Origin of the sequence: Porphyrobacter sp. CACIAM 03H1 (assembly GCF_002215495.1) — a bacterium.
GTDB lineage: Bacteria > Pseudomonadota > Alphaproteobacteria > Sphingomonadales > Sphingomonadaceae > Erythrobacter.
This window is the reverse complement of record NZ_CP021378.1, coordinates 2,238,798-2,258,477: the sequence shown is the minus strand read 5'-3', so window position 1 is coordinate 2,258,477 and position 19,680 is coordinate 2,238,798. Positions and strand designations below refer to the sequence as shown.

General features: G+C 68.1%; 20 protein-coding genes. 9 read left to right on the top strand and 11 right to left on the bottom strand.

The genetic code is table 11. The annotated features are described in order from the left end of the window. Positions 1-81: 81 nt before the first annotated feature. The gene (locus CBR61_RS10805) at positions 82-792 is read right to left on the bottom strand and encodes an NYN domain-containing protein (protein ID WP_088914365.1); all 711 of its coding nucleotides are present in this window, start codon (positions 790-792) and stop codon (positions 82-84) included. Positions 793-883: 91 nt separating this feature from the next. On the opposite strand from CBR61_RS10805, the gene lipA reads away from it, so the two are divergent. Continuing rightward, on the top strand, positions 884-1,849 hold the full coding sequence (lipA, locus tag CBR61_RS10800; protein ID WP_088915580.1) for a lipoyl synthase: 966 nt from the start codon (positions 884-886) through the stop codon (positions 1,847-1,849). Between the two features lie 6 nt (positions 1,850-1,855). Next, positions 1,856-2,317 (top strand): type II toxin-antitoxin system RatA family toxin, encoded by a 462-nt coding sequence (locus CBR61_RS10795; protein ID WP_088914364.1) that lies wholly within the window; start codon positions 1,856-1,858, stop codon positions 2,315-2,317. On the opposite strand, the gene CBR61_RS10790 is transcribed toward CBR61_RS10795, so the two are convergent. The 3 genes from CBR61_RS10790 to CBR61_RS10780 are packed head-to-tail and all read right to left on the bottom strand — an operon-like array spanning position 2,278 to position 4,531. Then, complete coding sequence (locus tag CBR61_RS10790) at positions 2,278-2,790, bottom strand: CinA family protein (RefSeq protein WP_088914363.1); 513 nt, start codon at positions 2,788-2,790, stop codon at positions 2,278-2,280. The two genes, CBR61_RS10795 and CBR61_RS10790, sit on opposite strands and share 40 nt — an antisense overlap. Positions 2,791-2,795: 5 nt before the next feature. Next, positions 2,796-3,359 (bottom strand): hypothetical protein, encoded by a 564-nt coding sequence (locus tag CBR61_RS10785; protein WP_088914362.1) that lies wholly within the window; start codon positions 3,357-3,359, stop codon positions 2,796-2,798. An 11-nt stretch (positions 3,360-3,370) separates the two neighbouring features. Next, positions 3,371-4,531: a bifunctional 2-C-methyl-D-erythritol 4-phosphate cytidylyltransferase/2-C-methyl-D-erythritol 2,4-cyclodiphosphate synthase gene (locus CBR61_RS10780; protein WP_088914361.1), complete on the bottom strand. Its 1,161-nt coding sequence runs from the start codon at positions 4,529-4,531 to the stop codon at positions 3,371-3,373. A 79-nt stretch (positions 4,532-4,610) separates the two neighbouring features. On the opposite strand from CBR61_RS10780, the gene dusB reads away from it, so the two are divergent. From dusB to hflX, 7 genes are all read left to right on the top strand, one after another. Continuing rightward, positions 4,611-5,627, top strand: coding sequence for a tRNA dihydrouridine synthase DusB (dusB, locus tag CBR61_RS10775; protein WP_088914360.1), 1,017 nt, complete (start codon positions 4,611-4,613; stop codon positions 5,625-5,627). A 2-nt stretch (positions 5,628-5,629) separates the two neighbouring features. Next, positions 5,630-6,739 (top strand): two-component system sensor histidine kinase NtrB, encoded by a 1,110-nt coding sequence (locus CBR61_RS10770; protein WP_088914359.1) that lies wholly within the window; start codon positions 5,630-5,632, stop codon positions 6,737-6,739. A 4-nt stretch (positions 6,740-6,743) separates the two neighbouring features. Continuing rightward, positions 6,744-8,180 carry a nitrogen regulation protein NR(I) gene (gene ntrC / locus CBR61_RS10765; protein WP_088914358.1) on the top strand — a complete coding sequence of 479 codons (1,437 nt, stop codon included), beginning with the start codon at positions 6,744-6,746 and terminating at the stop codon, positions 8,178-8,180. Positions 8,181-8,274: 94 nt separating this feature from the next. Further along, entirely contained in the window at positions 8,275-10,503 is a 2,229-nt protein-coding gene (locus CBR61_RS10760) for an ATP-binding protein (protein WP_088914357.1), read from the top strand. Positions 10,504-10,549: 46 nt separating this feature from the next. After that, positions 10,550-11,932 (top strand): sigma-54-dependent transcriptional regulator, encoded by a 1,383-nt coding sequence (locus CBR61_RS10755; RefSeq protein ID WP_088914356.1) that lies wholly within the window; start codon positions 10,550-10,552, stop codon positions 11,930-11,932. A gap of 158 nt (positions 11,933-12,090) precedes the next feature. Further along, complete coding sequence (gene hfq / locus CBR61_RS10750; RefSeq protein WP_088914355.1) at positions 12,091-12,672, top strand: RNA chaperone Hfq; 582 nt, start codon at positions 12,091-12,093, stop codon at positions 12,670-12,672. A gap of 26 nt (positions 12,673-12,698) precedes the next feature. Next, entirely contained in the window at positions 12,699-13,991 is a 1,293-nt protein-coding gene (hflX, locus tag CBR61_RS10745; RefSeq protein ID WP_172835949.1) for a GTPase HflX, read from the top strand. A gap of 3 nt (positions 13,992-13,994) precedes the next feature. Here hflX and mazG read toward each other — a convergent pair whose 3' ends face one another. Genes mazG through tmk form a run of 7 tightly spaced genes read right to left on the bottom strand, consistent with a single transcriptional unit; the run spans position 13,995 to position 19,677 of the window. Next, entirely contained in the window at positions 13,995-14,765 is a 771-nt protein-coding gene (mazG, locus tag CBR61_RS10740) for a nucleoside triphosphate pyrophosphohydrolase (protein ID WP_088914353.1), read from the bottom strand. Between the two features lie 37 nt (positions 14,766-14,802). Then, a complete protein-coding gene (locus tag CBR61_RS10735) occupies positions 14,803-15,000 on the bottom strand; it encodes a hypothetical protein (RefSeq protein WP_088914352.1) in 198 nt (65 codons plus the stop codon). After that, positions 14,997-15,779, bottom strand: a complete 783-nt coding sequence (locus CBR61_RS10730) for an MBL fold metallo-hydrolase (RefSeq protein ID WP_088914351.1) — start codon at positions 15,777-15,779, stop codon at positions 14,997-14,999. The genes CBR61_RS10735 and CBR61_RS10730 overlap by 4 nt, the downstream gene beginning before the upstream one ends. Further along, a complete protein-coding gene (locus CBR61_RS10725; RefSeq protein WP_088914350.1) occupies positions 15,776-16,552 on the bottom strand; it encodes a TatD family hydrolase in 777 nt (258 codons plus the stop codon). The genes CBR61_RS10730 and CBR61_RS10725 overlap by 4 nt, the downstream gene beginning before the upstream one ends. Then, on the bottom strand, positions 16,552-18,108 hold the full coding sequence (metG, locus tag CBR61_RS10720; protein ID WP_088914349.1) for a methionine--tRNA ligase: 1,557 nt from the start codon (positions 18,106-18,108) through the stop codon (positions 16,552-16,554). The genes CBR61_RS10725 and metG overlap by 1 nt, the downstream gene beginning before the upstream one ends. Continuing rightward, the gene (locus CBR61_RS10715; protein WP_088914348.1) at positions 18,101-19,057 is read right to left on the bottom strand and encodes a DNA polymerase III subunit delta'; all 957 of its coding nucleotides are present in this window, start codon (positions 19,055-19,057) and stop codon (positions 18,101-18,103) included. Before CBR61_RS10715 ends, metG begins: the two co-directional genes overlap by 8 nt. Continuing rightward, positions 19,054-19,677: a dTMP kinase gene (gene tmk, locus CBR61_RS10710; RefSeq protein WP_420705705.1), complete on the bottom strand. Its 624-nt coding sequence runs from the start codon at positions 19,675-19,677 to the stop codon at positions 19,054-19,056. Before tmk ends, CBR61_RS10715 begins: the two co-directional genes overlap by 4 nt. Positions 19,678-19,680: the final 3 nt, after the last annotated feature.

The following is a 19,680-nucleotide window of genomic DNA, read 5'->3' as shown; positions in this document are numbered from 1 at the left end:
GGCCAGCGTTGCAGGCTGAAGCAGGACAGGGCGCCGGGCGGGCAACCGCTCCGGCGCCCTTTCCTTGTGTCGGCCAGCGGATTAGCGCAGGCGCTTGACGTAGACCTGATTGTCGCGGCGTTCGAGCTTGAAGTTGTCGAGCGAGGCGAAGAGATCGGACAGGCGCTTGAAGCCGTGGTTGCGCACGTCGAAGCTCGAGCGGTTACCTGCGATCTGCCCGACCTGCTGGAGCAGGGCATAGCCCTCGTCGTCGCGCTTCGCTTCGCGATAGGCGGCAAGGATCAGCTCCTGCAGGTCGTCCACCGCCAGCTTGCTTGCAGGCTTCGGGTCGGGCGCTTCGTCGCGGGTGCTGGCGATCAGCTCGTCGATGTAGAGAAACCGCGTGCACACCGCCTGGAATGCTTCCGGCGTCTTCTTCTCGCCGAAGCCGTAGACCAGGATACCGTCCTGCCGCAGGCGCGTGACGAGCGGTGTGAAGTCGCTGTCCGAGGTCATGATCCCGAAGCCGTCGACCTTGCCCTGGTAGAGGAGATCGATGGCGTCGATCGTCATCGCCATGTCGGTGGCGTTCTTGCCCTTCGAGATGTCGAACTGCTGCTGCGGCCGGATGCCGAACTTGTTGGTGATCCGGTCCCACTTGGCGAGGTTGTCCTTGGCGAAATTTCCATAGGCGCGCCGGATGTTGACCTGGCCCAGCTCGGCCATGACGGTCAGCACCGGATCGATGGCTTGCGGGCTGGTGTTGTCCGCGTCGATCAGCAGGGCGATGTTTCTCAAGGTGGTGTCCGTCATTGCGCCGCTACGCAGTGCGGCTGCGCACTTCGCAAGAATGGCAGTCCCCCCTGCGCTTGCGGGACAGCGCGTGCGCGCCTAAATGGCCCTCATGAACGACCTCTCCAGCCCGCCGCAGCCGACCCCTTCCGAGGAGCGGCCCGCCCGCCAGCGCAAGCCCGACTGGATCCGCGTGCGCGCGCCGGTGAGCGAGGGCTACAACGAAACGCGCCGCCTGATGCGCGAACTGAACCTCCACACCGTGTGCGAGGAAGCCGCCTGCCCGAACATCGGCGAGTGCTGGACCAAGAAGCACGCAACGGTGATGATCCTCGGCGATGTCTGCACCCGCGCCTGCGCCTTCTGCAACGTCAAGACCGGGATGCCGCGCGCGGTCGATCCCTTCGAGCCCGAGAACACGGCGATCGCCGCGGCGAAGATGGGGCTCGAGCACATCGTCATTACGAGCGTCGACCGTGACGATCTCCCGGACGGCGGCGCCTCGCAATTCGTCAAGGTGATCGAGGCGCTGCGCCGGACGACGCCGAACACCACGATCGAGATCCTCACCCCCGATTTCCGCGGCAAGATGCGGCGCGCGGTGGAGATGATCTGCGAGGCGGGGCCGGACGTGTACAACCACAACCTCGAGACCGTCCCGCGGCTATATCCCACGATCCGCCCCGGTGCGCGCTACTACGCCTCGTTGCGGCTGCTCGAGGAGGTGAAGGCGCACAATCCGCTGATCTTCACCAAGTCCGGGATCATGCTGGGGCTGGGCGAGCAGCGCCTCGAGGTGCATCAGGTGATGGACGACATGCGCAGTGCAGAGGTCGATTTCATCACCATGGGGCAATATCTCCAGCCGACGCCCAAGCACGCCAAGGTCGAGGAATTCGTCACGCCCAAGGCCTTCGCCGCCTATGGTGCGATTGCCCGGGCGAAGGGCTTCCTTCAGGTCGCCTCCAGCCCGCTGACCCGGTCGAGCTATCATGCGGGCGACGATTTCGCGAAGATGCGCGCCGCCCGCGAGGAGAAGCTTGCGCGCGAAGCGGCGCGTTCGGGGGCCAAGGCGTAAGGCCTGATGCCGGGAATTCGCGAGACCCGCCGCCTGCCTTACAGCGCCGAGCAGATGTTCGATCTGGTCGCCGATGTCGGCCGCTATGGCGAGTTCCTGCCCTGGGTGATCGCCACCCGTGTCCGCTCGAACAGCGAGACCGAGATGGTCGCCGACATGGTGGTGGGCTTCAAGGCGATCCGCGAGAGCTTCACCTCGCGCGTGAAGAAGGATCGGCCGCGCGAGATCGATGTCCATTACCTCGACGGGCCGCTCAGCGATCTCGATAACGTCTGGACGTTCCGCGCGGTGGACGATCACACCTGCGAGATCGATTTCCTCGTCGACTTCACCTTCAAGAACCGCCTGTTTGAGCGCATTGCCGGGCAGTATTTCGACAAGGCCTTCCGCAAGATGGTAGAGGCCTTCGAGGCGCGCGCGGCGCAGCTTTACGGCAGCAGCAATTCGAGCGCGCAGAGCGTCGCCTGACGGCGGATCTCCGCTCTGCCGCCGGGGCCGTCCCCTCCTTCAAAGAACCTGAGCTCGCCCTCCGGCTCGCCGACCGAATTGCGAACCACGCGGGCGAAGACCACCGTGCCCACCGGCTTGAGCGCGGTGCCGCCGCCCGGGCCGGCGACCCCGCTGATCGCCACCGCGACATCGGCTTTTGACCGCTCCAGCGCGCCCTTGGCCATTGCCCAGGCGCATGCGATCGAGACCGCACCGAAAGTCTCGATGATATCGCGCGACACGCCGAGCATCTCCATCTTCGCTTCGTTCGAATAGGTCACGAAGCCGCGGTCGAGCACCGCAGAGGAGCCCGCGATCTCGGTGATTGCGCCTGCCACCAGCCCGCCGGTGCAGCTTTCCGCCGTGGCGAGCTTGCGCCCGAGTGCAGTGTTCTCGGACACGACGCGCTCGGCAAGGGCGGCGATATCGTCTGGCAGGAGCGCGTTCGGCATGGCGCTTACCGGGCCGCGCGCGCCGGGGCAGGGGCGGTGCAGACGGGCGGGTTCTTGAGATCGGCAAGCTCGACCACGAAGGCGATCAGCCCGCCGACATTCTCGCTCGGCAGGGGGCTCAGGAGTTCCAGCCCGCGCTCGATCTTGCCGCAGCTGTCGCCCTTGATCTGCTCGGCGATCATCTGGCCGACGAGCGCATCGACGAAGGGCCGCAGCGAGTCTTCCGGCATGGCCGAGAGCATCGCCTTCATGTCCATGCCGCCGGCCTCGCCCGCTGCTGCATCCTGCTCCATGAAGGTCTTCAGGAAGCGGAAGGCGCCCGGCCATGCCTTGCTCTGCCCGGCGCGGAAGGGGGCAATGTAGTTGTCGCCCCGGCGCGCGATGAAGCCGTTTGCCGAGAGCCGGTTGGCGCAGGAGGTGCGGGCGGCGTCATAGGCGATCGGCATGGCGTAGACCACGGCGTCCGACAGGTCGGCAGGGGCGACGCAGGCCTGTTGCTGGGCCTGCGCGGTGTGCGCCGTGGCGAGGGCGGCAAGCGCGAGAGCGGGGGCGATCATCCGGTGGGTCATGGCGGGGCTCCTCAAGGGGTGCGGGTGACAAGGACGATGGCTTGGGCGGCGATCCCTTCGCCGCGGCCGGTGAAGCCGAGTTTCTCGGTGGTGGTGGCCTTGATGCTGACGGCGCTCTCGGCGAGCCCCATCAGGCGCGCAACCTCGGCGCGCATCGCAGGACGGTGGGGGCCGATCTTCGGGGCCTCGCAGATGAGCGTCAGGTCGACATTGGCAATGGCATAGCCCGCGCCGCGCGCGAGGCCCACGGCGTGTTCGAGGAACTGCCCCGAGCGCGCCCCGCGCCACTGCGGGTCGCTGGGCGGGAAGTGCGTGCCGATGTCGCCTTCGCCCACCGCGCCGAGCACCGCGTCGGTGATGGCGTGAAGCGCCACATCTGCGTCGGAGTGCCCTGCAAGGCCCTTGTCGTGCGGGATCTGCACCCCGCCAAGCCACAGCTCCTCGCCTTCCTCGAGCCGGTGCACGTCGAAGCCCTGGCCGATGCGGAAGGCGGGAAGGGTGGTCTGGTCCATGAGGTCCTCGGCAAAGGTGATCTTCTTCAGGCGCTCGTCCCCATCGACCAGCGCGACTGAACCCTTGCTGGCTGTCAGCACCTGGGCATCGTCGCCCGCGTCGGTCGGGCCATCCCAGGCGCGGTGGGCGGCGAGGATGGCGGGGTAGCGGAAGGCCTGCGGGGTCTGGACGCGGCGGAGCGCCTCGCGGGTCGCCTTGCCGGCCATCACGCCGCCTTCGCCTGCCACCGCGAGGCTATCGACCACCGGCAGCACGGGGATCGCGCCGGGGTGCTCCTCCAGCGCGGCGAGCAGGCGGGCGATCACCTCGCGTGGCAGGTGAGGCCGCGCCGCGTCGTGGATCAGGACACGGTCAGGCGCGCGCTCCGCCAGCGCCTCCAGGCCGGCGCGCACCGAGTCCTGCCGGGTCGCTCCGCCGGGGACAAACACGAGCCCCGCAATCCCGGCCAGCGCCGCTTCGGCCTCGGCAAGGGTCTCGGGTGCGATCACCGTTACGATCACATCCGCACCCGCGTGTGCGAGTGCCTCGATAGACCACCGGATCACCGGCTTTCCGTTCAAGTCCCTGAATTGTTTGGGTTTATCCCCGCCAACGCGCAGACCCTTGCCTGCCGCCACCACGATCGCTGCGAAGGGAGGGAGGGGGGCGGGACCGGCCATCGGGACCTTCGCTTAGGCACTGGACGGCCTTTCGGCAATCCACTATGCGCCTGCCCATATTTTAGGCAATGCCCCCGACATGACCACGCTTCCCCCTCCGCCGCCCTTGAAGCCGATCGCCATCGGCCCGGTCACCGTGGCTGAGCCCGTCGTGCTCGCGCCGATGACCGGCGTCACCGACATGCCGTTCCGCACGCTGGTGCGGCGCTACGGCTCGGGGCTCAACGTCACCGAGATGGTGGCGAGCGAGGCGGCGATCCGGGAGACGCGGGTCAGCACGCAGAAGACCGCGTGGGACAGGATCGAGGAGCCGGTTTCGATGCAGCTGGTCGGCTGCGACCCCGCCAGCATGGCCGAGGCGGCGAAGATCCAGGAAGGCAACGGCGCGGCGATCATCGACATCAATTTCGGCTGCCCGGTGCGCAAGGTCGTTGGCCAGTTCGCCGGCTCCGCGCTGATGCGCGAGGTGCCGCTCGCGGTCCGGCTGATGGAGGCGACGGTCAAGGCGGTGAAGGTGCCCGTCACCGTCAAGATGCGCATGGGCTGGTGCCACGACAGCCTCAACGCCCCCGAGCTCGCCCGCATCGCCGAGGATCTCGGCGTGCAGATGGTCACTGTCCACGGGCGCACCCGCAACCAGATGTACAAGGGGAGCGCCGACTGGGCCTTCGTGCGCAAGGTCAAGGAAGCGGTGAACATCCCTGTCATCGTCAACGGCGACATCTGCACCATCGAGGACGCTTCCAGGGCGCTCGAGCAATCGGGCGCCGACGGGCTGATGATCGGGCGCGGCGCCTATGGCAAGCCGTGGCTGCTCGGGCAGGTGATGCACTGGTGGCGCACCGGCGAGGCCCGCGCCACCCCCGGCATGGACGAGCAATATGCCCTCGTCGTCGAGCACTACAAGCGGATGCTCGACCACTATGGCCGCGACACCGGCGTGAAGATGGCGCGGAAGCATCTCGGTTGGTACACCAAGGGCCTTCATGGCTCGGCCGAGTTCCGCAACCAGGTCAACTTCATCGACGATGCCGATCAGGTTCTCGGCGAACTCGAGCGGTTCTACGCCCCCTTCCTGATGCAGCAGGCCGCCTGAGCGTGGCCAGCATTCCCGTGGAGCCGCAGTCCGAGGCCAGGCCCGATGCCCGCGCGCAGCTTGCCGGGCTCATCTTCGCCGTGGTTCTGGTCGATGCCGAGGGCTGCATCGCCGAAGTGAACCATGCTGCCGAAGACCTGCTCGGCACCAGCGCGGTGCGCCTCGTGGGCACCCGGCTGACCGACCGGATCGGCCCGCTCGATCCCCGCGTCGAGGCGCGGCTGCTCGCCGGTGACGAGGCGCTGGTGGCGCGCGATCAGGCGATCCGCAGCGGCGCGCAGGAGGTCCGCGTCAACATCACCGCCTCGCCGCTCGGCGGCTATCCGGGCTGGCGGGTGGTGACGCTGTCGCAGATCGGCCACGACGAGGCGGCAGGGCCCGCGGGGGGTGAGGCGATGCTGGGCGCGCCGGCGGTGCTGGCGCACGAGATCAAGAACCCGCTCGCCGCGATCCGCGGAGCGGGGCAATTGGTCGCGCGCAAACTCCCCCACGCCGACAAGAAGCTGGCGCGCATGATCACCGACGAAGTCGACCGGATCGCCCGGCTGATCGACCGGATGCAGCAGCTGGGCAGCACCCGCACCGGCCCCGTGGAGGCCTGCAACCCGCACGAGGCGATCCGTGCTGCGGTCGCCACCATGCGCGCCGCCGGAAGCGCGCTCGGCGAGGTAGAGATCCGCGAGGAGTTCGATCCCTCGCTCCCACCCGTGCTCGCCAACCGCGACGCGCTGGAGCAGGTGCTGATCAATCTCGTCTCGAACGCCCGCGACGCCGCCCTGGGGCCGGGCGGCCCCGGCGCCGGTGGCGGGGTGGTGACCGTCCAGACCCGCTTCGTCAGCGGCCTTGCCTTCAGCGCCATCCGCAACGGGCGCGCCGTGCCCTTGCCGATCGAGATCACGGTCTCCGACAACGGGCGGGGCATCGATCCGGCCCTGCGCGACCACGTGTTCGAGCCTTTCGTCTCGTCCAAGCCCTCGGGGCAGGGCCTCGGCCTGTCACTGGTGCGCAAGCTGGTGCGCGACATGAACGGCAACGTCAGCCACGATCGCGACGCGCGCGCCGGGCTCACCCATTTCCGCCTGCACTTGCCGCAGGCGCCGGATGAGGTCTGACACGATGCCGACCTCGCGCCCGGTCCTGCTGGTCGAAGATGACGCCGCGATCGCGACGGTGATCATCGCTGCGCTCGAGGACGAGGGCTTCACCATCGTCCACTGCACCGGCATCGCCGCCCGCGACCGCCAGCTCGATCAGCGGCGCTTCGGGGTGATGCTGACCGACGTGATCCTCGAGGACGGCGATGGCCTTGCCAGCCTCGCCGCGGTGCGCGAGCGCGCGCCGGATATGCCGGTGATCGTGCTCTCGGCCCAGAACACGCTTGATACGGCGGTGCGCGCCAGCGAGAGCGACGCCTTCGAATATTTCCCCAAGCCCTTCGATCTCGACGAGCTGGTGCAGGCGGTGCGGCAGGCGGCCGGATCGCGCGCGCCTGCGGGCGAGGAGGCCGGTGCCGCGATCCCGGGCGAGGGCGAGCGGATGCCGCTGGTCGGGCGCAGTCCGGCGATGCAGGGCGTCTACCGCATGATCACGCGGGTGCTGCGCAACGATCTCACCGTGCTCATCACCGGCGAGAGCGGCACCGGCAAGGAGCTGGTGGCCGAGGCGATCCACGAACTCGGCAACCGCCGCACCGGGCCCTTCGTCGCGGTCAACACTGCCGCGATCCCTGCCGACCTCGTCGAAAGCGAGCTGTTCGGCCACGAGAAGGGCGCCTTCACCGGCGCCATTGCCCAGGCGATCGGCAAGTTCGAGCAGGCCAATGGCGGCACCCTGTTCCTCGACGAGATCGGCGACATGCCCGCCGAGGCCCAGACCCGACTGCTGCGCGCGCTGCAATCCGGGCGCATCCGGCGCGTGGGCGGGCGGCAGGAAATCGCGGTCAACGTGCGGATCATCGCCGCGACCCACCGCGACCTCACGCCAATGATCGCGGCGGGCACCTTCCGCGAGGACCTGTTCTACCGCCTCAACGTCGTGCCGATCGTGCTGCCCCCCTTGCGCGAGCGGCGCGAGGATATCGCCGCGCTGGCCCAGCACTTCCTCGTGCAGGCGGCGGAGGACGGCCTGCCGCGCCGTGTGCTGAGCGCCGAGGCGCTCGAGCGGCTCGAGCAGCGCACCTGGCGCGGCAACGTGCGCGAGCTGCGCAACGTCGTCCACCGGCTTGCGCTGATGGCGCGCGAGGAGAGGATCGACGCCGAGAGCGTGGGCGACATCATCGGCCCTGAGATCACCCCCGCGAGCGTCCCGGGCGAGGGCGGGCAGGGCGGCTTCGGTGCGGCGCTGGCGGGCTGGCTCACCGCCGAGAGCCCGCCGCCCGGCAGCCTCTACCACCGCGCGCTTGCCGCCTTCGAGAAGCCGCTGATCGAATATGCGCTCGGCCGCACCGGCGGAAACCAGCTGCGCGCGGCGCAATTGCTGGGGATCAACCGCAACACGCTGCGCAAGCGGATCGGCGAGCTGGGCCTCGAGCCGGAGCGGTTCTCGCCCTCCTGATCGGCGCAAGCGCGGCACGTCATGGCGCATGACTGCGACATTTTCGCGGTTTCATCTTGCATCTTTGCCACACCATTGTTGTAAAGCGGCAACGATGGAGCAGTTGCCGCCCAAAGCACCGAGCCTCGCCTTCCGTCAGCCGCCGCGCTGGTGGCGGCGCTTCATGCTGGCTGCGCGCCGGGCGAACCTGTTCCTCTGGCTCGAGGGCGGGGCGGTCGTGGCACTGGTCGCGGCGGTGTTCGCCACCTGGTCGGCCTACAGCCGCACCGGCAGGCCCGACGATCTGCTCCCGACGATGCAGGTTTCGCTGCTGCTGATGGCGACGCTGGTGCCGGCGATGACGCTGCTGGTGCTGATCGGCCGCCGCCTCGCGCTGCGCCGCGCGGCGGGAAGCACCGCTCGGCTGCACGTGCGCCTCGTGTTCTTCTTCTCGATGGTCGCCGCCGTGCCGACCCTGCTGGTGGCGGGGTTCGCCGCCTTCCTGTTCCAGACCGGCGTCGACTTCTGGTTCTCCGACGAATCCCGCGGACTGATGCAGAATGCCAATGCGCTGGCGCAGAACTATTACGACGCCAACCAGCGCAACGTCGAACAGAACACCATCACGATGGCGACCGACATGCGCGAGACCCTCGCGCGGGTGCCGATCACCGATCCCGACTTTCCAGATTTCTACGCCTATCAGGCCCAGGCCCGCGAGATTTCCGAGAGCGCGATCCTCCAGCGGATGCCCGACGGCTCGTTCCGCACCGCCGCCGCCCTCAACCTCACCAAGGACAACAGCCCGCTCGCCTTCAGCCGCGAGGCCCTGCCGCGGCTCGACGGGGGGGAATTCGCCGTCGTGATCGGCAGCCCGGAACGGATCGAGGCGCTGGTGCCGATCGACGCGCAGACCGGCGTCTACCTCTACAATGCCCGCACCACCGAGGAGACGATGTTCAACTCGTGGTCGCGCGCGCAGTCGATCGTGACCGCCTATGACCGGCTGACAGGCAGCGCGCGCACGCTGCAGCTGCGGTTCAACATCGCGCTGGTGGCGGTGAGCCTCCTGCTGGTGGGCCTCGCGATCTGGTTCGGCCTGCGCTTCGCCGACCGGCAGGTGGAGCCGCTGACCGATCTGGTCGGCGCGGCGCGCAAGGTGGGGCAGGGGAACTTCGCCCTGCGCCTCGAGGGGCGCACCGGGGCGGACGAGATCGGCCTTCTGAACCGTGCCTTCAACCGCATGACCGCGCAGCTCGAGAAGCAGACCCAGGCCCTCGTCAGCGCCAACCGCCAGATCGACGATCGCCGCGCCTTCACCGAGGCGGTGCTCGAATCGGTGACGGCGGGCGTGGTGTCGGTCGATGCGGACGGGCGCGTGACCCTCATGAACTCCTCGGCCCAGGCCCTGCTGGCCCCCGAAGGCGCGGCGAGCATGATCGGCGAGGCGCTCGAGGCGCTCTCCCCCGAACTGGTGCGCGTGATCGGGGAGGGCAAGGAACGCGCGGTCGTTACCCATGCCAAGGGCACCGAGCTTCTCACCCTCGCGGTGAAGGTTGCACCCGGCAGCAGCGGGGGCCACGTGATCACCTTCGAGGACATCACCCGCCAGCTGCTCGACCAGCGCCAGGCCGCATGGTCCGACGTCGCCCGCCGGATCGCCCACGAGATCAAGAACCCGCTCACCCCGATCCAGCTCGCGACCGAGCGCCTCAAGCGCCGCTATCGCACGCAGGTGGGCGACGAGGACCGCGAGCTGTTCGACGATCTCACCAACACCATCGTCCGGCAGGTCGGCGACCTCAGGAAGATGGTCGACGAGTTCTCCTCCTTCGCGCGCCTCCCCAAGCCGGTGTTCCGCGACGAGGACGCGCTCGATCTCGTGCGGCAGGCGGTGTTCCTGCAGGAAGTCGCCCATTCCGGCATCGCCTTCAGCGTCTCGTCCTCCGAGCTTCTCGACCGCGAGGTGCGCTGCGACCGGCACCAGTTCGGCCAGGCCATGACCAACGTGCTCAAGAACGCGGTCGAGGCGGTCGAGGCACGCGCCGCCGAGGCCAAGGGCGCCTTTGCCGGCGAGATCGCGGTCACCTTGCGCGATGCGGGCGAGGCGATTGTCGTCACCATCGAGGACAACGGCATCGGCCTGCCCGCCGATCGCGAGCGCATCACCGAACCCTATGTGACCACCCGCGAGAAAGGCACCGGCCTCGGCCTCGCTATCGTCAACAAGATCGTCGACGAGCATGGCGGCGACATGAGCTTTGCCAGCGCGGCCAGCGGCGGCACGCGCGTCACCCTGCGCTTCGCCCGCAATCCCAACCCAATTGAAGGCGCCCAAGCATGATGGCGCTTTCGCTTTTCCCTGACCTGCCAACCGAAGGACCCGCCTGATGGCCCTCGAAATCCTGATCGTCGACGACGAACGCGACATCCGCGAACTGGTGGCCGGCGTGCTCGGCGACGAAGGCTATGCCTGCCGGACCGCCGCCGACAGCAACGAGGCGATTGCCGCGATCGACGAGCGGCGGCCCTCGCTGGTGCTGCTCGACGTGTGGCTGCACGGCAGCCCGATGGACGGGCTCGAGCTGCTCGATGCGATCAAGACGCGCGAGCCGAACCTGCCGGTGATCATCTTCTCGGGCCACGGCAATATCGACACCGCGGTCGCCGCGGTCGGGCGCGGGGCGATGGACTTCATCGAAAAGCCCTTCGAGGCCGAGCGCCTGCTGCTGCTGGTCGAACGCGCGACCGAGACGGAGCGCCTGCGCCGCGAGAACAGCCGCCTGCGCGAAGGCAGCTGGGGCAGCGCCGAGTTCACCGGCAATTCGCCCGCGATCAACGCCGTTCGCGCGACCCTCAAGCGCGTCGCCAGCACCGGCAGCCGCGTGCTGATCTCCGGTCCCGCGGGCGCGGGCAAGGAAGTCGCCGCGCGTCTGCTCCACGCCTGGAGCGCCCGGGCGAACGGGGCCTTCGTGCTGGTCAATTCGGCGCGCATCACCCCCGAACGCTTCGAGCAGGAACTCTTCGGCGAGGAAGTGAACGGCAAGCAGGTGCGCCCGGGCCTGCTCGAACTGGCCGATGGCGGCACGCTCTATCTCGACGAGATTGCCGACATGCCGCTTTCCACCCAAGCCCGCATCCTGCGCGTGCTGACCGACCAGAGCTTCGTGCGCGTCGGGGGCACGCGGCAGATCGGGGTAGACGTCCGGGTCGTCTCCTCCACCACCCGCGATCTCACCGTCGAAATGGCCGAGAAGCGGTTCCGCGAGGACCTGTTCTACCGCCTCAACGTGGTGCCGGTGACGATCCCCTCGCTCGCCCAGCGCCGGGAGGACATTCCCGCGCTCGCCGAGCATTTCTTCACCCGCTATTCGAACGATCAGGGCCTCGCGCCGCCGGAAATCTCCTCCGAGGCGATGGCCGCGCTGCAGGCCTATGACTGGCCGGGCAACGTCCGCCAGCTGCGCAATGTCGTCGAGCGGACCATCATCATGACCCCGCGCGACAGGCTCGGCACGGTCGAGCCCGACATGCTGCCGCCCGAGATCATCGGCGGCCAGATCGGCCTTGCCAGCGACAGCCTCTCGGCGATCATGGGCGTGCCCCTTCGCGAGGCGCGGGTGAGTTTCGAGCGCGAATATCTCTCGATCCAGATCCGCCGTTTCTCCGGCAACATCTCCAAGACCGCGAGCTTCATCGGCATGGAACGCTCGGCGCTGCACCGCAAGCTGAAGCTGCTGGGCATGGCCGACCGCCGCGACGGGGAGGAATAGGCCAAGCGCAGGCCACGGCAATTTTGGGCAAAATCAATTCTTGTCGCCGGGCGGCGCAGTCGCCATTATGGCGCAAGAAGGGTTGCCGTTCCCCGAGCTTGCGGCAGCCTGACCAACGCGGACCGCAACATCGGCCGCCAAGAACAGGAGCCAAGACCATGTCCAGCGGGCGAACGCTCTCCCCACGTCCGATTTCCCGCCCGGCAGCGCCCGAACAGGCCGAAGGCAAGGGCGGCGGTTCCGCCGTCCGGCTGAGCGGCAATCTTCAGGACGCCTTCCTCAACCTGCTGCGCAAGAACAAGATCCCCGTCACCATGTTCCTGGTGAAGGGTGTCAAGCTGCAGGGCATCGTCACCTGGTTCGACAATTTCTCGATCCTGCTGCGCCGCGACGGCCAGTCGCAGCTTGTCTACAAGCACGCGATCAGCACGATCATGCCCGGCCAATCGCTCGATCCGGCGCAGTTCGGTAGCCAGGCCGGGGGGCGCAAGCAGAAGCTGCTGCAGGACGTGTTCCTCAGCCGCGTCGCCGAAGCCGAGGTTCAGGTCACGATGTTCCTGGTGAACGGTGTGATGCTCCAGGGGCGGATTGCCGCCTACGACCTGTTCTGTATGCTGCTCGAACGCGACGGCGCGGTGCAGCTTGCCTACAAGCATGCCGTCTCGACCATTCAGCCCGCCAGCCCCGTCGACCTCAGCGTCGATGACGAGGATGGCGACGACGACGGGACGGACGACTGAGCTTCGACAGCGATCTTCAGGATGAGGTGACCCGCGGGGCGCGGGCGCTTGTGCTGTGCCCGGACATCCGCGCGCTGCGCTACGATCTCGACGCGGCCGAGCGCCTCGCCGAGGCCGAGGGGCTGGCGCTCGCGATCGGCGTGGTGATCGCCCATTCCGCCGTGCTGCCGGTGCGGCAGATGCAGCCCAACACCCTGTTCGGCTCGGGCCAGGTGGAGAATATCGCGATCTGGTGCGAACAGCACGAGGCCGAGCTGGTGATCGTCGACGGCGCGCTGACGCCGATCCAGCAGCGCAATCTGGAAGACCGGCTCAAGCGGAAGGTTATCGACCGGACCGGACTGATCCTCGAGATCTTCGGCGAACGCGCGGCGACCGCCGAGGGCCGCTTGCAGGTCGAACTCGCGCATCTGGACTACCAGCAGAGCCGTCTTGTGCGCAGCTGGACCCACCTCGAACGCCAGCGGGGCGGCTTCGGCTTCCTCGGCGGGCCGGGGGAAACCCAGATCGAGGCGGACCGGCGGATGATCCGCCAGCGCATGGGCCGCCTGCGTCGCGAACTCGAACAGGTGAGGAAGACCCGCGCGCTTCACCGCGACCGGCGGGGCAGGGCGCCTTGGCCGGTGGTGGCCCTCGTGGGCTATACCAACGCGGGCAAGTCGACGCTGTTCAACCGCCTGACCGGCGCCGAGGTGATGGCCGAGGACCTGCTCTTCGCCACGCTCGACCCGACGATGCGCGCGATAGGCCTGCCGGGCGTGGAGAAGGCGATCCTTTCGGACACGGTGGGCTTCATCTCCGATCTCCCGACGCAGCTTGTCGCGGCCTTCCGCGCCACCCTCGAGGAAGTCACCGCGGCCGATGTGATCTGCCACGTGCGCGACATGGCCAATCCCTCGCACGCCGCGCAGAAGAAGCAGGTGCTCGAGGTGCTTGCCGATCTCGGCGTGGTCGACCCGGAGACCGGCACAAGCTCCATCCCGATCCTCGAAGTTTGGAACAAGTGTGACCTGCTCGACGCTGAATCGCTTGCGGAACTGCGCGAGGCGGCGGAGGGGCAGGGGGCCGTGATCCTGTCCGCCGCGACCGGGCAGGGCGTGGAAGTGCTCGAGGCTGAACTCGCCCGGTTGCTGACGGGCGGCGCGCGCGAGGTCAGCTTCGTGCTGCCGGTGAGCGACGGCCGCCGGCTTGCGTGGCTCCACGCCCACGGCGAGGTGCTCGCCGACGAAGATGCAGGCGAAAGCGGGGACGGACCGATGCGGCGCGTGACGGTGCGGCTCAATCCCAAGGAGCTGGGCCAGTTCGCCAGTCTTTCCTGAAGCCTAGCTCTGCTTCTTGACCTGCTGCCAGAGCTCTTCCTGAGCCTCGAGGGTCAGCGTGGCAAAGGTCTCCGGACCGACCAGCTGCTCCATTGCCCGGAACCGCGCCTCGAACTTCGCATTGGCAGCCCGCAGCGCATCCTCGGCGGCGATGCCATGAGCGCGCACGAAATTGACCGCGGCGAACAGCAAGTCGCCAGCCTCCTCGAGCTTGGCCGCGTCCGAGGTGGCGGCCTTGAGCTCCTCGATTTCCTCGGCAATCTTGGCTTCCGAGCCTGATGGATCGGGCCAGTCGAAACCCGTGCGCGCGGCGCGCTTCTGGAGCTTTTCGGCCCGCATCAGCGCGGGTAGCGCGAGGGCGACACCGTCAAGCGCGCTGGCCACGCCCTTCGATGCGCGCTCGCTGGCCTTGATGTCCTCCCAGCGCGCTTCGTCCATCGTGCCGCTTTCGGCCCCGAAGATGTGCGGATGGCGCGCTTCCATCTTGCCGCTGATCGTCGCTGCCACGTCGTCGAATGCGAAGTGGCCGGCTTCCTCGGCCATCCGCGCGTGGAAGACCACCTGCAGCAGCAGATCGCCGAGTTCTTCCTTGAGATCTGCCATGTCGCCGCGGGCGATCGCGTCGGCGACCTCGTAGGCTTCCTCGATCGTGTAAGGGGCGATGCTCGCGAAATCCTGCGCGAGATCCCATTCGCAGCCGTGCTCGCGATCGCGCAGGCGGGCCATTATGCCGAGGAGGCGGGTGATGGGGGGCTGGTGGGGCGTCTCGCTCATCCGATCCTCGAGATGGATAATATATATTATGTAAAATTTAGATCAGGCCCGAGGCGGTGTCGCGGGCAATCATGAACCACTCCACCACCAGGAAGATGCCGGCGAAAATCGCCACCCACACCAGCGTCATCTTCACCATCGGACCCCAGCCCAGACGGTGCGATGCCAGCGCGGAGCCGACGAGGATCAGCCAGCCGATGCTGGTGATCACCGGCAGCAGCAGATCCGGGCTCATGCGACGATCTCCAGCCCGTCATAACCGACCGTCACGAAATCCGGCACTTCCGCGCACAGCGACCGGTAGTCCATGCTCTTGTCGAGATGGCTCAGGACAACGCGGCCCGCCTTGCATCTCTGTCCCAGTTCGATTGCCATGCCGAGATGCGCGTGGGTCGGATGCGGCTCGCGGCGCAGACAATCGCTCACGAGAATGTCGACGCCGTAGAACAGATCGATCATCTCGTCCGAAATCGCACTGAAATCCGTCGCATAGCCGATGGACTTCCCATCTGCTTCGAAGCGGTAGGCAGTCGTTTCGCCGGGTCCATGGGCCATCTGGCACCAGTCGACCCCGAAGCCGGCGATCATGCGCAGCCGGTCGAGCGTGTCGAGGGTGCAGATCGTCGGATAGCCGTCCTGCCCCGCGAAGACATAGCCGAAGCGCTGGCGCAGGCGCCGCACGGTTTCGGTCGAGGCGAACCCCGGGATCGGCCCCGCGCGGCCGTAGCGCAGCACGCGCAGATCATCGATGCCGTGGCAGTGATCGGCATGATCGTGGGTCCAGAAGACCGCGTCGATCCCGTCGATCCGGTTGGCAAGCAGCTGCGCACGACAATCGGACGACGTGTCGACGAGCAGCCGACGACCTTCGGCACTCTCGACCAGGATCGACACCCGCGTGCGGCGGTTCCGCGGCTCGGCCGGATCGCAGTCGCCCCAGTCGCCCGCGCCGTCCGGCCCGCCCAGCCGCGGCACCCCGGTCGAGGTGCCAGAGCCGAGCATCACCAGCTTCACAGGCGCGCCTTGCTGAACAGGTTGAAGAAATTGGCGGTGGTCACCTGCTTGAGATGTTCCACATCCGTTCCGCGCAACCCCGCCACGAAACCCGCCGTGTCGGCGACATAGGCCGGTTCGCACACCCTCCCCCGATGCGGGACCGGGGCGAGGAAGGGACTGTCGGTCTCGACCAGCAGCTTGTCTTCCGGAATGATCTTCGCAACGTCCTGCAAGTCCCTGGCGTTCTTGAAGGTTACGATGCCCGAGAGAGAGATGGTCAGCCCCAGCGCCAAGACCTTCTCAGCAAAGTCTGCCGAGGCGGTGAAGCAGTGGATCAGCGCGGGAAAGGCCCCCTTCCCCATCTCCTCGGCGAGGATCGCGTGGGTATCTTCCTCGGCATCGCGGGTGTGGATGATCAGCGGCAGCTGTGTTTCGCGCGCGACATCGATATGCATGCGGAACAGGGATTTCTGCGCCTCTCTGTCCGACTTGTCGTAATAGTAGTCGAGCCCCGTCTCGCCGATCGCGATCACCTTGGGATGGCGCGTCGCCTCCAGCAGCGCGGCCCGGCCGAGGTCCTGATGCGCATCGGCCTCGTGCGGGTGGATGCCGACGCTGGCGAAGACGTCGGGTTCGCGCGCGGCGGTCCCGACGACCTGGTCCCACTCGCTCTGGCGGGTCGAGATGTTGAGGAAGGCCCCCACCCCAGCCGCCCGCGCACGGGCCAGCACGGCCTCGCGGTCCTCGACGAGGCCCTTGTATTCGAGGTGACAGTGGGAATCGACCAGCATCACGCGGCTTCTTCGGCGGGGAGTTCGAGGCGGGGGAACAGCGGGGTCGGCGGGGCGACGGTGAAGCCGCTTGCGACGAGGCGCTCGAACCATTCTGTGTCCGCCAACGCGGCATAGGTGCGCTCATCTTCGGGAATGCCGAGCTGGTCCAGCAGGGCCGCCGCCTTGCCGGGAACGACGGGCTGGATCGCGATCGCGAGATCCCTCAGCGCCATGAACAGCGTCTGGAGCACGGCCTTCATTCGCGCAGGATCGGTCTTCTTCAGCGCCCAGGGCGCCTGTTCGTCGACATACTGGTTGCAGGCATAGACCGCGCGCATCCACGCCTCGATCCCTGTCGAGAAGGCGAGGTCATTGAATTCACGCGGGAGTTCGCTCTCGCACGCGGTCCTGACCATCGCCAGCAGGGCCGCGTCCGCCTCGGCCTGATCGAACGCCTCCAGCGCCCCGTCCATGTTCTTCGTGATCATCGAAAGGGTGCGCTGCGCGAGGTTGCCGAAGCTGTTGGCGAGCTCGGCATTGGCGCGCAAAACAATCGCTTCCGGCGAATAGCTCCCATCCTGCCCGAAGGCGACTTCGCGCATCAGGAAGTAGCGCAAGGCATCGACGCCGAACTGCTCGGCCAGCGCCAGCGGATCGGTGACATTGCCGAGCGACTTCGATTCCTTCTGGCCGCGATTGAGCAGGAAGCCGTGGCCGAACACCTGCTTCGGCAGTGGCAGCTTCGCGCTCATCAGGAAGGCTGGCCAGTAGATCGTGTGGAAGCGCACGATGTCCTTGCCGATCAGGTGCAGGCTGGCGGGCCAGAAATCGCCCATGTCGTCGGGATAACCCAGCCCCGTCAGATAGTTGGTGAGCGCATCGACCCACACATACATGACATGGCCCTCGGACCCGGGCACCTTCACCCCCCAGTCGAAGGAGGTGCGGCTGACCGAAAGATCGCGCAGGCCCTGCTCGACGAAGGCGATCATCTCGTTGCGGCGGCTTGCAGGTTCAAGAAAGCCCGGGGTCTTCAGCAATTCAAGCAGTTGGCTCTCGTACTTCGAAAGCCGGAAGAACCAGCTTTCCTCGACGGTCCATTCCACCGGAGTGCCCTGCGGCGAGAGCTTCGCCCCGCCCTCGCCCTCGACCAACTCGCTTTCGTCGTAATAGGCCTCGTCGCGGACCGAGTACCAGCCCTCGTAACGATCGAGGTAGAGGTCGCCGGACGCCTCCATCGCCTGCCAGATTGCCTGGCTGGCGCGGTGGTGATCGGGCTCGGACGTGCGGATGAAACGGTCATAGGACACGTTCAGAGCGTCGCACATCTCACGGAAATAGCCCGACATTTCGTCGGCGAGACCGGCCGGCGTGCGGCCCTGTTCCTCGGCCTTGCGCGCCATCTTGAGCCCGTGCTCGTCGGTGCCGGTCTGGAAGCGCACCCGGCGGCCGGAGAGGCGCTGGAAGCGCGCGATCACGTCGGCGGCGATCGCCTCGTAGGCATGGCCGATGTGCGGCTTGCCGTTGGGGTAGCTGATCGCGGTGGTGATGTAGAAGGGGGTCGTGTCAGCCATGGGCCGGTTCGCTAGCGGGGGCGGCGGCGACAAGCAAGCTGCCGATCTCGAAGGGAAGCATGGCGGGATCGAAATTGGCCGTTGGCGCCTCGACCGCAAGCGCGACCAGCGCGGCGTGGGTCTCCACCAGCCGGGCGCGGCGGTCGTGATCCTCGGCGGCGCGGGCGGCGCGCGCGGCGAGCGACTGGGCGAGGTCGAGCACCGCCTGCACCCTTTCGCGCGAGGCGCGCGGGCCGATCAAGCGGGCGAGTTCCCCGCGCCCGGTCATGCCGTTGTCGCCGCCTGCCAGCAGGCCCGATATCACGCGGGCGACAGGCGCGAGATCCTCCTCGGCAAAGCGCAGCGCCGCGCCGAAGGAGCCCTCGGCCGCGGCGATCGCCTGCGGGTCGGGGGTCAGCCCCGCCTCCGCCAGCATCGCTGCGAGCTGGCTGTCGCTCAGCACCGGGAAGCGCAGCGTGCGACAGCGCGAGCGGATCGTCGGCAGCAGCCGCGCGGGGCGGTGGGTGACGAGCAGGAAGAAGGTGCCTGCCGGCGGCTCCTCGAGGCTCTTGAGCAGCGCGTTGGCGGCGGACTTTTCCATGTCGTCGGCCGGATCGATGATGATCGCTCGGCGGGTGCCGAGGGTCGGGCGGGTGACGAGGCGGCGCTGCATCGCGCGGATCTGCTTGATGCGGATCGAGCGGGCGAGCTCGAACGGCTTGCCCTCGGCGGCGGCGCGCTCGGCCTTGTCGTCCTTGGGGCCGTAGGTGAGCGTTATGATGTCGGGATGGTCGCCAGCCGGTTGCGGCACCCCCGGTTCGGCGACCAGCTCGCGCGCGGCGGCCATTGCGAAGTCCCGCTTGCCGAGGCCGGCCTTGCCCGCCAGCAGCCAGCCGTGATGCATCCGCTCGCCGCCCAGCGCGTCGCGCCAGGCGCGCCAGGCCTCGGCGTGGTTGGGCCAGTTCGTCACGGCAGAAGATCCGAGATCGCGGCGAGGATGCGCGCGTGGACCGCCTCGGGCGAGCCGATCGCGTCGAGGCGCGCGAAACCTTTCGGGTCGGCCTCGGCGAGGGTGCGGAAGGCGGCGGCGACGGCGCGGTGATAGGCGGCAGGCCGGCCCTCGATCGCGTCGGCCTCGACCCCGCGCGCGGCTAGGCGGGCGCCGAGGGCGGCCTCGTCACCCTCCAGCAGGATCACCCGGTCGGGGCGCAGGCCCCCGCTGCCGAAGGCGTGGAGCGCGGTGATCGCCTCGTCGCCGAGGCCCCCTGCCCCGCCCTGGTAGGCGCGGCTCGAATCGACGAAGCGATCGCAGATCACCCACGCCCCGCGTTGGAGCGCGGGGCGGATCAGGTGCGCGACATGATCGGCGCGGGCGGCGGCGAAGAGCAGGGCCTCGGCCTCGGCCGGCCAGCCCTCGCCCGGAGGCGCGAGCAGGAGCTGGCGGATCGCCTCGGCGCCCGGGGTTCCTCCCGGCTCGCGGGTGACGACGACCGGAAGCCCGCGCGCCTCGAGCGCCGTAGCGAGCAGCCGGGCCTGAGTCGACTTGCCCGCCCCCTCCCCGCCCTCGAAGGCGATGAACCTGCCCCGCACGGC

Excerpts from the sequence above, each read along its gene's own strand:
- hfq (WP_088914355.1), top strand. The coding sequence starts at position 12,091 with ATGTCCAGCGGGCGAACGCTCTCCCCACGTCCGATTTCCCGCCCGGCA.
- dusB (WP_088914360.1), top strand. The coding sequence starts at position 4,611 with ATGACCACGCTTCCCCCTCCGCCGCCCTTGAAGCCGATCGCCATCGGC.
- CBR61_RS10780 (WP_088914361.1), bottom strand. The coding sequence starts at position 4,531 with ATGGCCGGTCCCGCCCCCCTCCCTCCCTTCGCAGCGATCGTGGTGGCG.
- CBR61_RS10725 (WP_088914350.1), bottom strand. The coding sequence starts at position 16,552 with ATGCTGGTCGATTCCCACTGTCACCTCGAATACAAGGGCCTCGTCGAG.
- CBR61_RS10755 (WP_088914356.1), top strand. The coding sequence starts at position 10,550 with ATGGCCCTCGAAATCCTGATCGTCGACGACGAACGCGACATCCGCGAA.
- CBR61_RS10785 (WP_088914362.1), bottom strand. The coding sequence starts at position 3,359 with ATGACCCACCGGATGATCGCCCCCGCTCTCGCGCTTGCCGCCCTCGCC.
- lipA (WP_088915580.1), top strand. The coding sequence starts at position 884 with ATGAACGACCTCTCCAGCCCGCCGCAGCCGACCCCTTCCGAGGAGCGG.
- CBR61_RS10805 (WP_088914365.1), bottom strand. The coding sequence starts at position 792 with ATGACGGACACCACCTTGAGAAACATCGCCCTGCTGATCGACGCGGAC.
- ntrC (WP_088914358.1), top strand. The coding sequence starts at position 6,744 with ATGCCGACCTCGCGCCCGGTCCTGCTGGTCGAAGATGACGCCGCGATC.
- CBR61_RS10795 (WP_088914364.1), top strand. The coding sequence starts at position 1,856 with ATGCCGGGAATTCGCGAGACCCGCCGCCTGCCTTACAGCGCCGAGCAG.
- metG (WP_088914349.1), bottom strand. The coding sequence starts at position 18,108 with ATGGCTGACACGACCCCCTTCTACATCACCACCGCGATCAGCTACCCC.
- CBR61_RS10735 (WP_088914352.1), bottom strand. The coding sequence starts at position 15,000 with ATGAGCCCGGATCTGCTGCTGCCGGTGATCACCAGCATCGGCTGGCTG.
- mazG (WP_088914353.1), bottom strand. The coding sequence starts at position 14,765 with ATGAGCGAGACGCCCCACCAGCCCCCCATCACCCGCCTCCTCGGCATA.
- CBR61_RS10790 (WP_088914363.1), bottom strand. The coding sequence starts at position 2,790 with ATGCCGAACGCGCTCCTGCCAGACGATATCGCCGCCCTTGCCGAGCGC.
- CBR61_RS10760 (WP_088914357.1), top strand. The coding sequence starts at position 8,275 with ATGGAGCAGTTGCCGCCCAAAGCACCGAGCCTCGCCTTCCGTCAGCCG.